Genomic DNA, 13,485 nt, shown 5'->3' with positions numbered 1-13,485 from the left:
AGCAAAGCGGAGGTCAGGCGCCGCTCTGCAGCGCGGCGATGCGCTCCTCCAGCGGCGGATGGCTCATGAACAGCCGCTTGAAACCCTCGGCCAGCGGACCGGAGATGCCGAACGCGGCGATCGTCTGCGGCAGCGTGCTCTCGCCGTGATTGGCCTGCAGCCGCTGCAGCGCGGAGATCATCGCACCACGGCCGGCGAACTGCGCGCCCGCCGCGTCGGCGCGGAACTCGCGCCAGCGCGAGAACGCAGCCACGATGATCGAGGCGAACAGGCCGAACACCAGCTGCAGCACCATCACCACCACGAAATAGCCGATGCCGGTGCCGCCTTCACGACTGTCGCGGCCGCCCGACATCCAGCTGTCGACCAGCCGGCCCACGATGCGGGCGGCCAGGATCACCAGCGTGTTCAGCACGCCCTGGATCAGGGTCAGGGTGACCATGTCGCCGTTCGCGACGTGGCCGATCTCGTGGCCGAGCACGGCGCCGGCCTGCTCGCGGTTCATCTGCTGCAGCAGGCCGGAGCTGACCGCCACCAGCGAGCTGTTCTTCGTCATGCCGGTGGCGAACGCGTTCATCTCCGGCGCGTCGTAGATCGCCACCTCGGGCATGCCGATGCCGGCGGCCTGCGCGTGGCGGCGCACGGTGTCGACCAGCCAGCGCTCGGTCTCGTTCTGCGGCTGCTCGATCACCCGCGCGCCGGTGGACCATTTGGCGATCGTCTTGGACATCGCCAGCGAAATGAACGCGCCGCCCATGCCGAACACGGCAGCGTAGGCCAGCAGGCCGCCCATGCTGCCGTAGCCGCGGGCAGCGGCCATCTGGTCGATGCCGAACAGGTGGCAGACGATGCTCAGCAGGAGCAGGACGGCAAGGTTGGTACCAATGAATAATGCGATGCGACGCATGGCTGTCTCTCTATCGTGGCAGTCATGAAGGGGACTGGGGTGGATTGAAAATTCGGGGCGGCGGCCGGTGCTTTCAAGGGTTCGGCACGGCATCTAAGATGCGCCGATGAGCTATCGCGGCCGTTTCGCCCCTTCGCCCACCGGACACCTGCACTTCGGCTCGCTGGTCGCCGCGGTGGGCAGTTGGCTGTGTGCGCGGCATGCCGGGGGCGAGTGGCTGTTGCGGGTGGAAGACATCGACCCGCCGCGCGAGGTTCCCGGTTCGGCGGCGAGCATCCTGGCCGCGCTGCCGGCGTTCGGCCTGGTCGCCGACGCCCCGGCGCTGTTCCAGTCGCAGCGCATCGTCGCTTACGACGCGGCATTCGAACAACTGCGCGCGGCGCAGCAGGTGTTCCCGTGCTGGTGCAGCCGCAGCGAGCTTGCCGGGACGGGCGGGGTCCATCGCGACGGCCGCTGCATCGCGTCGCCACAGGCCGGTCAACTGCCGGCCTGGCGGTTGCGCGTGCCGGATATCGCCATCGCATTCGACGATGCACTGCAGGGCCCGCAGCGACAGAGCCTGCGCGACGAGGTGGGCGACTTCGTGATCCGCCGGGTCGAGGGGTTGTATTCGTACCAGCTCGCCTGCGTGGTCGACGACGCGTTCCAGGGCGTCACCGAGGTGGTGCGCGGGCAGGACCTGCTCGACTCCACCGCGCGGCAGATCTGGCTGCAACGCTGCCTGGGGCTGCCCACGCCGGCTTATCGCCATCTGCCGCTGGTGCTGGATGGCGAGGGACGCAAGCTGTCGAAGTCCGAGCAGGCCTTCCCGGTCGATCCGGCCGACCCGCTGCCGGCGCAGCGGCGGGCGCTGGCGTTCCTGCGGGTACCGGCGCCGGCCGCGGCAACGGATGCCCGCGACCTGCTGGCGCAGGCGCTGGCGAATTTCGATCCGGCGGATTTGCCGCATTGCAGCGGTCACTCTTTCGCCTGAAACGCTATAAATGCGGAACGCATCGGCACCCAGGGCCATGGCTGAAACATGCCGCCGCCATGATCCGGTACGACAGACAGCCCTCCGCTACACCCGCACAGGAGATTCAAGGACATGACTCAGCGCACGGCATTGGTCACAGGCGGCACCGGCGGCATCGGCAGCGCGATCGTTCGCTACCTCGCCGGACAAGGGCATCGGGTGGCCACCAATTATCGTGACCCGGGCAAGGCCGAAGCCTGGCGCAAGGCGATGGCGGCGGATGGCATCGAGGTGTGCATGGTGCAGGGCGACGTCTCCGATCCGGTCGCCTGCGAAGCGATGATCCGCGCGATCGAGGCCAAATGCGGGCCGGTCGACATCCTGGTCAACAACGCCGGCATCACCCGCGACACCACCTTCCACAAGATGACCTACGAGCAGTGGACGGACGTGGTGAACACCAACTTGAATGCCTGCTTCAACGTCACCCGCCCGGTGATCGAGGGCATGCGCACGCGCAAGTGGGGCCGCATCGTGCAGATCAGCTCGATCAACGGCCAGAAGGGCCAGTACGGCCAGGCCAACTACGCCGCGGCGAAGGCCGGCATGCATGGCTTCACCATCTCGCTGGCGCAGGAGAACGCGAAGTTCGGCATCACCGTGAATACGGTCTCCCCCGGTTACGTCGGCACCGACATGGTGATGGCCGTGCCCGAGGAAGTGCGCGAGAAGATCGTGGCGCAGATCCCGGTGGGCCGCCTCGGCCGGCCGGACGAAATCGCCCACGCGGTGGCGTTCTTCACCGGCGACCAGGCCAGCTGGATCACCGGCGCGAACCTGGCGATCAACGGTGGGCATTACATGGGCTGGTGAGGAAGTAGGGGCGAACGGAGAGAAGTGAGCAAGAGCCAGGCTTTCTCTTTCCTCACTTCTCGCCCTTCTCCAGCAGCTTCTCCAGTACCTTGCCCACGGCCGCGAACGCGAACGCGCCGGTGATGTGGGTGGCCGCGCCCAAACCGCCGCCACAGGCCAGGTTCATCGCGTCGCCGCCGGGCGGGCGGGTGCCGCAGACGGTGCCGTCGGGTTGCGGGTACTGCACGTTCTGCAGCGAATAGACGGCTGAAACGCCGAAGTAGCGATCCGGGTTGCGCGGAAAATTGAAATCCGTGCGGAGCTTCTTGCGGATCAGGCTGAACATCGCATCGTGCTCGGTACGCGACAGGTCGCGCACGCGGATCTGGGTGGGGTCGGTGCGCCCGCCGGCCGAACCCACGCTGACGATCGGCAGCTTGCGCCGGCGGCACCAGGCGATCGTCTCCAGCTTCACCCGGAACGCGTCGCAGGCGTCCAGCACCACGTCATAGCCGTGGTCGAGCAGTTCATCCAGCGTGGACGGGGTGAGGAAACGTTCGATCGCCTCCAGCCGGATCGTCGGGTTGATCGCGCGTGCCCGCGCCGCCATCACGCCCACCTTCGACTTGCCGTACTCGCCGTCCAGCGCGTGCAGTTGGCGGTTGGTGTTCGACACGCAGACCTCGTCCGCGTCGATCAGGGTGAGCCGGCCCACGCCGCTGCGCGCCAGCGCCTCGACCGCCCACGAACCGACGCCGCCGATGCCGATCACGCAGACATGCGCGCGCGCCAGCGCGGCCACGCTGCCGTTGCCGTACAGACGCTCGACGCCGGCGAAGCGCTCGGCGGGAAAGGCCACGTCACTCATGTAGTACTGCCGCTTGTATCCGTATCACTGGCCTGGCCTGCTGGGTCGAAGCGGCCATTTTATCGCGCCCGCGTGGCTGCAACGCGTCTGCACGGGTTATCCTTGCGGCCATCTTCATTCCCGGAATCGTGGCGATGCGCGTAGCTTTGATGATCCTGCTCGGCCTGGTGATCGGTGTGATCGGTACGGCCAACGTGATGAATGCGCTGGCCGCGCGCAACCCGATGCCGAAGGCCGTGATGGAAACCATGGGCTACCACATGGGCGAACTGAAGAATGCCATGAAGGCCAAGCAGTGCGACCCGGTCAAGGTCCAGCACCACCTGGCCCGCCTGCAGTCCACCGCCACGGACATCGTGCCGGTGTTCGGCATCGGCGAGAAAACCTTCACCGACGATGCCGTCCAGCTGCAGAACCGCCTGCAGCAGGCCGTGCAGGGTGCGCCCGCGACCTGCGAGGCACTGGCCGCGGTGGTCAAGCCGGTCGGCGAGACTTGCAAGAGCTGCCACCAGCAATATCGCTGAAAGACCAAGAGCACCCCTCCCCAACCCTCCCCTGTAGCAGGGGAGGGAGAAAAGCCCCTCAGAAGCGGATCTTTCCGCGCAGCATCTGGCCGTACATCACCCAGTCGCCAGCCAGGCTGTACAGCGGATGCTTGAACGTGGCCGGACGGTTCTTCTCGAACACGAAATGGCCGATCCAGGCGCATCCGTAGCCGAACACCGGCGCCAGCCACAGCCAGCGCAGCTGGCCGCTCGCCAGGGCCAGCACGATCACCGCCAGCACCAGCGTGCTGCCGATGAAATGCAGGCGACGGCAAAGGCGGTTGCTGTGCTCGCTGAGGTAGAACGGATAGAACTCGGCAAAGCTGCTGTAGCCGGACATGTTGCTGCTCCGCGGCGGGATCGTTCGATTCTGCCACGCGGACATGCCACACGCTCTGTGGGGCGGACTGTCGCCCACCGGCTTTTGCCTTGTTGAAACCCAAGAGCGGCGGGCACTGCCCGCCCTGCGAAGCAAGGCAATCCGCGCCGCCTACTCCGGCAGCGGAATGAACTCCTTGTCGTCGCCGGGCACGTTCGGAAAGCGTCCTTCGCGCCAATCGGCCTTGGCCTGCTCGATGCGCTCGCGCGTGCTGGCCACGAAGTTCCACCACAGGTGCCGCTCGCCATCCAGCGGCGCGCCGCCGAACAGCATCAAGCGGCTCGCCTCGTGCGCGCGCAGCGGCGGTGCCGACGGACCGGCCTGTACCGCCATCTGCTGCGCGCCGACCTCCAGCTCACCCCAGCGGACCGCGCCATCGACCACGTGTACGCCGCGCTCGGCGTGCTCGACCGGTAGCGCCAGTTCGGCACCCGCGGCCAGTTGCACTTCCAGGAAGAACATCGGCGCGAACACCTTCACCGGCGAGCGTTCGCCGTAGGCCGTGCCTGCAATCAGCACGGCCTCCATGCCGGGCCGGCGGATCTTCGGCAATGCGGCGCGGTCGTGATGATGGAACTCCGGGTCCACCTCGGCATCGGCCTGCGGCAAGGCCACCCAGACCTGGATGCCATGCAGCAGCTGGCCACCCTGGCGAGCCTCCGGCGGCGTGCGTTCGGAGTGGACGATGCCGTGACCGGAGGTCATCCAGTTCACTTCGCCGGGGCGGATGTCGGCCAGGCTGCCGAGGCTGTCGCGGTGGCGGATCGCGCCGTCGAACAGCCAGGTCACCGTGGCCAGGCCGATGTGCGGATGCGGACGCACGTCCATGCCCTTGCCGGCGGCGAACGTGGCCGGCCCGATGTGGTCGAAGAACACGAACGGGCCGACGTGGCGCGCCTGCAGCACCGGCAGCATGCGGCGAACCATGAAGCCGTCGCCCAGATCGTGCACGCGGGCGTCGGCAATCAGCATCGGGGCAGCTTCCATCACGCTCTCCTTACCAGGCCCGTTGATATTGCGCCGGAGCGTCGATCTTCGCACCCAGCAGTTGCGCGGCGCGACGCGGGAAGTACGGATCGCGCAGGCTCTCGCGGGCGATCAGCACCACGTCGGCGTCGTCGTTGGCGACGATTTGCGCGGCCTGCTCCGCGCCGGTGATCAGGCCCACCGCGCCGGTGGCGATACCGGCTTCGCGGCGGATCTGCGCCGCGAACGGCACCTGGTAGCCCGGTCCCAACGGGATCTTCGCGTGCGGCAGCAGGCCGCCGCTGGAGACGTCGATCAGGTCAACGCCCAACGGCTTCACCTGGCGCGCCAGCTCGACGCTCTGTCCGATGTCCCAGCCGCCTTCGGCTACCCAATCGGTGGCCGAGAGGCGCAGCCACAACGGCAGTTCGGCCGGCCACACTTCGCGTACGGCGACGATCACCTCGCGTACCAGGCGGGTGCGGTTCTCGAAGCTGCCGCCGTAGCGATCGTCGCGCCGGTTGCTCAGCGGCGACAGGAACTGGTGCAGCAGGTAGCCATGCGCCGCGTGCACCTCGATCAATTCGAAGCCGGCCGCCAACGCGCGGTGTGCGGCGGCGCGGAAGTCCGCGATCACCGCCTGGATGCCGGCCTCGTTCAGCGCCTGCGGCGCAGGCCAGCCGGCATCGAACGGCAGCGCCGACGGCGCCACGGTGCGCCAGTCGTCCTGCCCGGCTGGCACCGGGCCATGCCCATCCCACGGCCGCAGCGTGCTGGCCTTGCGCCCAGCGTGCGCCAGCTGCATGCCGGCGATCGCGCCCTGTGCCTTGATGAAACGGGTGATCGGCTGCCACGCCTGCAACTGGGTCTGGTTCCACAGGCCGGTGTCCTGCGGCGAGATGCGCCCTTGCGCGGAGACCGCCGAAGCTTCGGCGATCACCAGGGCCGCGCCGCCGACCGCGCGGCTGCCGAGGTGCACCATGTGCCAGTCGTTCGGCACGCCGTCGGTGGCGGAGTACTCGCACATCGGCGACACCACCAGGCGGTTGCGCAAGGTCAGGCTGCGTTGGGGAAACGGATCGAACAGGTTCATGGGGAATCCAGCGTCATGGAAGTGTCGAGATGCAGACAGGGTCCCATGGAATCAAGCCGCCGTGCCGTCGCGTGCGGCGAACGCTGCGTCCGGTGCAGCCAACCAGTCGGCGATGCGCGAGGCCATCGGCGCTGGTGTCTTCATCCAGCCGAAATGGTCGGCCGGCGAGCCGCCCAAGTCTTCCTGCGTGATCACGTCCACGCGGCGCTCGCCCGGACCCAGCTTGCCCAGCAGCCACTCCAGCGATGCCGGCGGGCCCAGCCAGTCCTGCTGCAGGCGCAACGCCAGCAACGGCAGTTGCAACGCGGCCAGCCCGCGCTCGAAGTCCTGTGCCATCCCGGCCACCGCATAGCGGCCGCTGCGGCCGCTGCGCGCCCAGTCGGCGATCACTGCGCGCGCCTCGTTGCCGCCAAACCCGATCCGCCGCCCGGGCAGATGACCTGCCAGCCCGGCCAGCAGCGGGGCCAGCGCGTAAGCCGCGCCGATCAGCCAGCCATGCCGGAACCGGCGCCAGTACGGCGCACCGCTGGCGACCAGCACCAGTCCGGTGAAGTCGTGCGGATGCAGGCTGGCGTAAAGCAACCCGAGCTGGCCGCCGAGGCTATGCCCGCCCAGCCAGCAGTTTGCCTGCGGCCAGCGGTGGCGCACCGCCGCCATGCCTGCGGGCAAATCGTCCTGCAGCAATTCGCGATAGCCCCAGTTGCAGCCGCGGCCGGCACGCCGATCGCTGGAACCGATGCCGCGCCACTCGTGCAGCACTACCGCGATGCCCCGTGTCGCCAGCGCCTGGGCCAGCGGCAGGTAATGCCGGGCCGGTATGCCCATCGCCGGAATCCAGTACAGCAAACGCTGCCAGGCGTCGGCGGGAAGCACGGCCAACAACTCGTAGCGGGCACCGTCGGCGGCAATTACCGGAATGACCAGCGGCTCGGCCGCTGCAGGAATGTTTTCGATGGAATGGTCGGACATTCCGGCAGGCTAGCGAATTGCCCCCGCCACTACAAAAAAGAGGCCGGCTTGCGCCGGCCTCTTCAAGCTGATTCCGCCACCGCGATCAAACGGGGGTGACGTCTTCGGCCTGCAAGCCCTTCTGGCCATCGACGACCTTGAAGCTGACCTTCTGGCCTTCTTGCAGGCTCTTGAAACCCGAGCCGGTGATGGCGCGGAAATGCACGAATACGTCAGGGCCATTATCCCGGCTGATGAAACCGAAACCCTTGGCGTCGTTGAACCACTTGACGGTACCTACTTCACGATCCGACATGACTAACTCCGATCCTATCCAGACGCTGAGACAAACCGGCCCCAACGGGCCGACGGTTCACTGAGCATGCAGGGTCCGGTGCAACAGTCGGATTCAGGAAATCCTTACCGGGCACTCACGTAGCCAAGCAGACGCAGCGGGCCAAGCATAACGGATTTTCAGCCCGCGAGTGATTTGTCAAGCAGGCTGTCGCGGACATTATTCGGGCAGGAAAAAACCGGGCATCTTTGCCCGATTTCCCCTACAAACGCGGCAATCAGACCGGGGTCACTTCTTCGGCCTGCAGGCCCTTCTGACCCTGTACCACCTTGAAGGAGACCTGCTGGCCTTCCTGCAGGCTCTTGAAACCGCCGCCGGTAATGGCGCGGAAATGCACGAAAACGTCCGGGCCATTGTCGCGGGCAATGAAACCGAAGCCCTTGGCGTCGTTGAACCACTTGACGGTACCCATCTGACGATCAGACATGTTAATCACTCCACAGGTTTATAGACGCGACCGCCAAGAGAGCGACCGGCCGGCTTGACTGGTATGCAAGGAAACAACCCAGGGGTGAACGATGAGGCAGATCGCGGATCGGCTGCATCGGGCCACAAACTCTGCTGACCCCGGCAAACACAGTGGGCGGATCATAACGGCACAACGGGGCGGAACGGAATGGAGCCAATTCACCGTTTTTTGCCGGTTCCGCGATAAATTCAGATTTTCTTGACCTTCGGCGCGGTCTAGTGGTGGCCAGTTCCCGGATCCACTGTCCGTTGACCGCCCGGCTCGCCGGTACGATCGCCAAGTCGAGGAGAGCCATGATGCCTTCCCTGTCCCACCTGACCCTGATCAGCCTGCTCGGAGGCCTGCTGCTGGCTGGCTGCGCGCAGCACGCCGCCACCAGGACGACGACCACCACCTCCGCCACGACCTCCACCACGAGAACCCCGTCCGCCTCCACCACAAGGGCCGCCAGCGCGCCGCATCGGGAGCACGCCGCCCCCACCCGCAGCAAGCCTGCCGCCGAACCCGACCTGTCCGACAACACCGGCATTGCCGCCTGCGACGACTATCTCTCCAGCTACCTCGCCTGCCATCGCGCAGCGGCGATCTACGCGCCGGACCAGTTGCAATCCCGCTACGAGGCGATGCGCAGCAGCCTGCTGCGCGATTCGAAGAACCCGGATATCCGGCCGCAACTGGCGGCACGCTGCAACTCGCTGGCCAACCAGCTGCGCCAGGCCCTGCACGGCAAGTCATGCACGGAGAACCCGGTGCCGGCCGGCACGCCGTAGCCCCTCGGACAGTAACGGGGTGCCGCCTAGCCGGCTTCTCGCCAGGCCGCACGCAGCAGCCGCGCCATCGCCGCGGGCTGGGTGCTGCCCAGACGGATCTCCGGGGTGCCGTGCCAGCGGGCGGTATCGGCGATCGCCTTGGCTACCGCCTGCACCAGTGGCGGTTCCGGCAACACGCCCGGCTCCAGGAACAAGGCCTTGACCTCGAACTGACCGGTACTGCGATGGGCCTTCGCATCGAGCCGGCCGATCAATCGGCCACGATGCAGGATCGGCAGCACGAAGTAGCCATAGCGGCGCTTCGGAGCCGGCGTGTAGCACTCGATGGTGTACTCGAAATCGAACATCGCCAGCGCCCGCGCGCGATCCCAGACCAGCGGGTCGAACGGCGACAGCAGCGCGGTACGGGTGGCGCGCAGGCGGCCGGCGAGCGCCTTGTCCAGCGCCTCGGCATGGTCGCGGTGCACATAGCCGGGCGTGTTCCAGCCTTGCACCGGCACCGCCAGCAGTTCGCCGCTGGCCAGCAGCGGGGCCAGTTCGCGATCGCTTACTTTCGGCTTCAGGCGGAAATAGTCGGCGATCCAGCCGGCCCGGGTCACCCCCAGCGCGCGCACGCCATCGACGATGAAACGCTGGCGCAGCTGCGCCGCCGAGGGCGCGGCGGCGGGATCGAACGGCGGGTCGAGCCGGGCAAGCACGTTCTCGGCCAGGTCATAGACGCGCTGGAAGTTGTCGCGCCGCGCCACCATCAGTTCGCCCAGCGCAAACCATGCCTCCAGCCAGCGTTTCTCCGGCTTCCACTCCCACCAGCCCGGCTTGCTGGCGCCGTCCCTGCGCGCGAAATCCGCCGCCCGCACCGGGCCGGATGCACGAACCGCCTCCAGCAGCGCATCCATCTCGACACGTTGTTCGCGATGCATCCGCGCCGCATTCCGTTGCGCCCAGTGATGTGTGCGATGACCGTGCCCGCCGCGATGCCAGGCGACATCGGCGGCGCTGACGAAGCACGCCTCGTGCGCCCAGCATTCGGCCAGCCGGCCCTGCGCCAGCGCCTCGTCCAGCCAGCTCATCGGGTAGTCGCCCAGGCGCGAGTGCAGCACCAGGTAGGGGCTGCGCGCCACCACGTGGATGGTGTCGATCTGCAGCAGGCGCATGCGCTCGACCGCGGCCACCACGTCGTCGCGCCGTGGCCGTCGCCGCGGCGGCTGCAGCAGGCCTTGCGCGGACAGTTGCAAGGCTCGCGCCTGCACCAGGCTCAACACGCGGCCATCACCTGAAGCGGCGCCCAATGGCGGCGCATCTTCACAACGTCGTGATCTGGATATTGAGCCGGCATTTACAAAGTCCCTGCTAGCGTGAAACCCGAGTTGGGCCGGACGGGGGGTCCGCCCGATGGCGTGCGGACATCCGCACAACCTCACCGATCATTCTGGCATGGAGTACCGATGATGAAATCCCGCAAGCCGCTATTGACCGTCCTCGCCGCCGGCACCTTGTTGTTCGCCGGCAGCCTGATCGCGCAGCAGGACATGCCGCCGCAGACTCCTCCTCCGCCCCCCACAGACACGGCACCGCAGCCACAGCCTCAGCCGCAACCACAACCGGTCCCGCAGACACCTCCGGCATCGCCAGCGCCGGCGCAATCGAGCATGCCGGCGACACCGCCACCAGCTCCGCCGTCGGCCAGCACGGCGGCCGCACCGCCGACTGGCCAGGCCGATGCGGCCACCATGAACACGCCGGCCGGCGAGCTCAGCGTGCATTCGAGCATGCCGCCGCCTCCGCCGGCCGGCCCGGCGCCCGCTTTCGAGCAATTGTCCGGTGGCGGGAAATACATCACCGAGGATCAGGCTTCTGCCTATCCGCTGCTCGCCAACGATTTCCTCTATGCCGATCACAACCGTGACGGCCGGATCAGCAAGAGCGAGTACGCACGCTGGACCGCAGGCAAATAAGCCCTCACGCAGCAGACGCCGGCCGCACGCGCGGCCGGCGTTTTCATGTGCCAGTCACCGTCGCCCATCACCGCTCCGCTAGACTGACCCGCCGCCCTGCCAGAAACTTTTCCTCATGAAGCGATCGACTGCGGCCGTCCTCCTGGCCTTGTCCGCCGGCACCCTGGCTACCGCCGCACACGCGCAGAATCCGGACCCCACCGATATCCGCGCCTGCACCGCCATCGAGAGCGACGCCCAGCGGCTGGCCTGCTACGACCATGCGACCGGCCGGGTCAACCTGCCGATAGCGCAGAAGCGGGTGGACGAGACGACCACGACGCCGAGCATCTTCGGCCGCGACCGCCAGAAGACGTCCAATGCCGGCGTGGAACCCAACAGCGAAGTGGCCACGCCGCTGTCGCTGCTCGACAGCCGCTGGGAACTGTCGCCGGAAAGCAAGCTCGGCACCTACAACATCCGCGGCTACAAGCCGGTGTACGTGCTGCCGGCCTTTTTCACCAGCAACCAGAACAACCAGCCGCACAGCCCGAACCCGAACAATACGGTGACGGACCAGGGCGAGCAGTTGGACAACGTCGAGGCGAAATTCCAGCTCAGCCTGAAGGCCAAGGTGTGGCAGGGCGTGTTCGGCGACGCCGGCGACCTGTGGGTGGGCTACACCCAGTCCTCGCGCTGGCAGGTCTACAACTCGCAGCTGTCGCGCCCGTTCCGCGAAACCAACTACGAGCCCGAGGCGATGCTGGTGTTCAACACCCACTATCAGGTACTGGGCTGGGATGGGCGGATGCTCAGCATCGGCTTCAACCACCAGTCCAACGGCCGCAGCGATCCGCTGTCACGCAGCTGGAACCGGGTGATCGCCAACGTCGGCTTCGAGCGCGATGGCTGGACCGTGATGCTGCGCCCGTGGTGGCGCGTCCCGGAAGCACGCAGCGACGACAACAACCCCGACATCGGCAACTACATGGGGCGCGCCGAAATGCAGGTCGTGCACGAGTGGCACGGCCAGGAATTCGGCATGCTGCTGCGCCACTCCCTGCGCGGCGGCAGTCGCAGCCATGGCTCGGCGCGCTTCAGCTGGAGCTTCCCGATGGCCGGCAACCTGCGCGGCTACATGGAAGTGTTCAAGGGCTACGGCGAAAGCCTGATCGACTACAACCACAACGCCACCTACCTGGGGTTGGGCGTGTCGCTGCTCGACTGGTACTAGGTCAGGCCGCAAACGGAAGGCCCGGTGCAGGCACCGGGCCTTCGCGCATCGGCGGATCGCGGCGCGGTCGCGCCGGCGATCAGTGGTGGTGCCCGCCGGCACCGTGCACATGGCCGTGCTCCAGCTCTTCGGCGGTGGCGCCACGCACGTCGGTCACCTCGATGGCGAAGTGCAGGGTCTTGCCGGCCAGCGGGTGGTTGGCGTCGATGAAGACCACGTCGTTCTCGACCTTGGTCACGGTGACGTTGATCTGGCCTTCCGGGCCGTTGCCCTGGAACTGCATGCCGGGCTGGATGTCCTCGACGCCCTGGAATGCCGCGCGCGGCACTTCCTGCATCAGCTCGTCATGGCGCACGCCGTAGCCCTCTTCGGGCGCCACGTCGGCGGTGAACTTGTCGCCGACCGCGCGGCCTTCCATCTGCTTTTCCAGGCCCGGCACGATATGGCCGCTGCCATGCAGATAGGTCAGCGGCTCGCGACCCTCGGAGCTGTCGATGACCTGGCCCTCGTCGTCGGTCAGCGTGTAATGGAAGGCGGCAACGGAATTCTGGGCAATCTGCATGAGGTTCTCGCGAATAGGTTCAAGTCCGCCGGCCAGGTGCCGACACGAACCGCGCAGAATACCAGAACCGCGCAAAACGGCCTGCGGGCCGCGCGACGCCATGGGATGCGCCGGCATACTGCCGGCAAACTACCGTGGGCGATCGAGAGAGAGCCGGATCAGCCGGCGAGCCGGGCCTGCGTGTCCTTGCCGATCTTCTCAGGCGTGTCGGTGGAGGCATAGCGCTTCACCACCTGGCCGTTCGCATCGACCAGGAACTTGGTGAAGTTCCACTTGATCGACTCGCTGCCGAGGATGCCCTTGCCTTCGCTCTTCAGCCACTTGTACAGCGGATCGGCGTGCTCGCCATTCACCTCGAGCTTGCCGAACATCGGGAAGGTCACGTCGTACTGGGTGCTGCAGAAGGTCTTGATCTCGGCTTCGTCGCCGGGTTCCTGGTGGCCGAACTGGTCGCACGGAAAACCGAGCACCACCAGGCCCAGGTCGCGCTGGTCCTGCCACAGCGTCTCCAGCCCCTGATATTGCGGGGTGAAGCCGCACTTGGATGCCACATTGACGATCAGCAGGGTCTTGCCGCGCCATTCGGCGAGCGAGCGCTGATTGCCATCGATATCGCGAACGGTGAAATCGTAGACGCTGGACATGGAC

17 protein-coding genes are annotated in these 13,485 nt (G+C 67.0%); 6 read left to right on the top strand and 11 right to left on the bottom strand.

Features of this window, described 5'->3' with window-relative positions; genetic code table 11:
* Positions 1–13: 13 nt before the first annotated feature.
* On the bottom strand, positions 14–907 hold the full coding sequence (htpX, locus tag ABIE04_RS11340) for a protease HtpX (protein WP_354550108.1): 894 nt from the start codon (positions 905–907) through the stop codon (positions 14–16).
* A gap of 106 nt (positions 908–1,013) precedes the next feature.
* Here htpX and gluQRS point away from each other — a divergent pair, with 106 nt between their 5' ends.
* Positions 1,014–1,880: a tRNA glutamyl-Q(34) synthetase GluQRS gene (gene gluQRS, locus ABIE04_RS11335; protein WP_354550106.1), complete on the top strand. Its 867-nt coding sequence runs from the start codon at positions 1,014–1,016 to the stop codon at positions 1,878–1,880.
* A gap of 114 nt (positions 1,881–1,994) precedes the next feature.
* Positions 1,995–2,735 (top strand): acetoacetyl-CoA reductase, encoded by a 741-nt coding sequence (gene phbB / locus ABIE04_RS11330; RefSeq protein WP_354550104.1) that lies wholly within the window; start codon positions 1,995–1,997, stop codon positions 2,733–2,735.
* A gap of 52 nt (positions 2,736–2,787) precedes the next feature.
* Here phbB and ABIE04_RS11325 read toward each other — a convergent pair whose 3' ends face one another.
* Positions 2,788–3,582, bottom strand: a complete 795-nt coding sequence (locus tag ABIE04_RS11325; protein WP_354550102.1) for a tRNA threonylcarbamoyladenosine dehydratase — start codon at positions 3,580–3,582, stop codon at positions 2,788–2,790.
* 134 nt (positions 3,583–3,716) lie between these two features.
* Between ABIE04_RS11325 and ABIE04_RS11320 the strand changes: the two genes are divergently transcribed.
* Positions 3,717–4,106: a cytochrome c gene (locus tag ABIE04_RS11320; RefSeq protein WP_354550100.1), complete on the top strand. Its 390-nt coding sequence runs from the start codon at positions 3,717–3,719 to the stop codon at positions 4,104–4,106.
* 58 nt (positions 4,107–4,164) lie between these two features.
* Here ABIE04_RS11320 and ABIE04_RS11315 read toward each other — a convergent pair whose 3' ends face one another.
* From ABIE04_RS11315 to ABIE04_RS11290, 6 genes are all read right to left on the bottom strand, one after another.
* A complete protein-coding gene (locus tag ABIE04_RS11315; RefSeq protein ID WP_354550098.1) occupies positions 4,165–4,467 on the bottom strand; it encodes a DUF962 domain-containing protein in 303 nt (100 codons plus the stop codon).
* A gap of 150 nt (positions 4,468–4,617) precedes the next feature.
* Positions 4,618–5,493 (bottom strand): pirin family protein, encoded by an 876-nt coding sequence (locus ABIE04_RS11310; RefSeq protein WP_354550096.1) that lies wholly within the window; start codon positions 5,491–5,493, stop codon positions 4,618–4,620.
* Positions 5,494–5,503: 10 nt separating this feature from the next.
* Positions 5,504–6,565 carry an NADH:flavin oxidoreductase/NADH oxidase gene (locus ABIE04_RS11305; protein ID WP_354550094.1) on the bottom strand — a complete coding sequence of 354 codons (1,062 nt, stop codon included), beginning with the start codon at positions 6,563–6,565 and terminating at the stop codon, positions 5,504–5,506.
* Between the two features lie 51 nt (positions 6,566–6,616).
* Positions 6,617–7,534, bottom strand: a complete 918-nt coding sequence (locus tag ABIE04_RS11300) for an alpha/beta hydrolase family protein (RefSeq protein ID WP_354550092.1) — start codon at positions 7,532–7,534, stop codon at positions 6,617–6,619.
* A gap of 85 nt (positions 7,535–7,619) precedes the next feature.
* Positions 7,620–7,829: a cold-shock protein gene (locus ABIE04_RS11295; RefSeq protein ID WP_072761891.1), complete on the bottom strand. Its 210-nt coding sequence runs from the start codon at positions 7,827–7,829 to the stop codon at positions 7,620–7,622.
* A 256-nt stretch (positions 7,830–8,085) separates the two neighbouring features.
* The gene (locus ABIE04_RS11290; protein ID WP_214556874.1) at positions 8,086–8,295 is read right to left on the bottom strand and encodes a cold-shock protein; all 210 of its coding nucleotides are present in this window, start codon (positions 8,293–8,295) and stop codon (positions 8,086–8,088) included.
* A gap of 338 nt (positions 8,296–8,633) precedes the next feature.
* On the opposite strand from ABIE04_RS11290, the gene ABIE04_RS11285 reads away from it, so the two are divergent.
* Entirely contained in the window at positions 8,634–9,107 is a 474-nt protein-coding gene (locus ABIE04_RS11285; RefSeq protein WP_354550089.1) for a hypothetical protein, read from the top strand.
* A 26-nt stretch (positions 9,108–9,133) separates the two neighbouring features.
* Here ABIE04_RS11285 and ABIE04_RS11280 read toward each other — a convergent pair whose 3' ends face one another.
* Positions 9,134–10,369 (bottom strand): winged helix-turn-helix domain-containing protein, encoded by a 1,236-nt coding sequence (locus ABIE04_RS11280; RefSeq protein ID WP_354550087.1) that lies wholly within the window; start codon positions 10,367–10,369, stop codon positions 9,134–9,136.
* 183 nt (positions 10,370–10,552) lie between these two features.
* Between ABIE04_RS11280 and ABIE04_RS11275 the strand changes: the two genes are divergently transcribed.
* Positions 10,553–11,062, top strand: a complete 510-nt coding sequence (locus ABIE04_RS11275) for a hypothetical protein (RefSeq protein WP_354550085.1) — start codon at positions 10,553–10,555, stop codon at positions 11,060–11,062.
* Positions 11,063–11,177: 115 nt separating this feature from the next.
* Positions 11,178–12,275: a phospholipase A gene (locus ABIE04_RS11270; protein WP_354550083.1), complete on the top strand. Its 1,098-nt coding sequence runs from the start codon at positions 11,178–11,180 to the stop codon at positions 12,273–12,275.
* A 79-nt stretch (positions 12,276–12,354) separates the two neighbouring features.
* Here ABIE04_RS11270 and ABIE04_RS11265 read toward each other — a convergent pair whose 3' ends face one another.
* Together ABIE04_RS11265 and ABIE04_RS11260 are read right to left on the bottom strand one after the other, a co-directional pair.
* Entirely contained in the window at positions 12,355–12,837 is a 483-nt protein-coding gene (locus ABIE04_RS11265) for an FKBP-type peptidyl-prolyl cis-trans isomerase (protein ID WP_354550081.1), read from the bottom strand.
* 158 nt (positions 12,838–12,995) lie between these two features.
* The gene (locus ABIE04_RS11260) at positions 12,996–13,481 is read right to left on the bottom strand and encodes a glutathione peroxidase (protein ID WP_354550079.1); all 486 of its coding nucleotides are present in this window, start codon (positions 13,479–13,481) and stop codon (positions 12,996–12,998) included.
* Positions 13,482–13,485: the final 4 nt, after the last annotated feature.

Source organism: Rhodanobacter soli, assembly GCF_040548735.1.
Taxonomy (GTDB): domain Bacteria; phylum Pseudomonadota; class Gammaproteobacteria; order Xanthomonadales; family Rhodanobacteraceae; genus Rhodanobacter; species Rhodanobacter soli_A.
The sequence above is the reverse complement of the archived record's forward strand: the minus strand, read 5'-3'. Positions and strand labels throughout refer to the sequence as shown.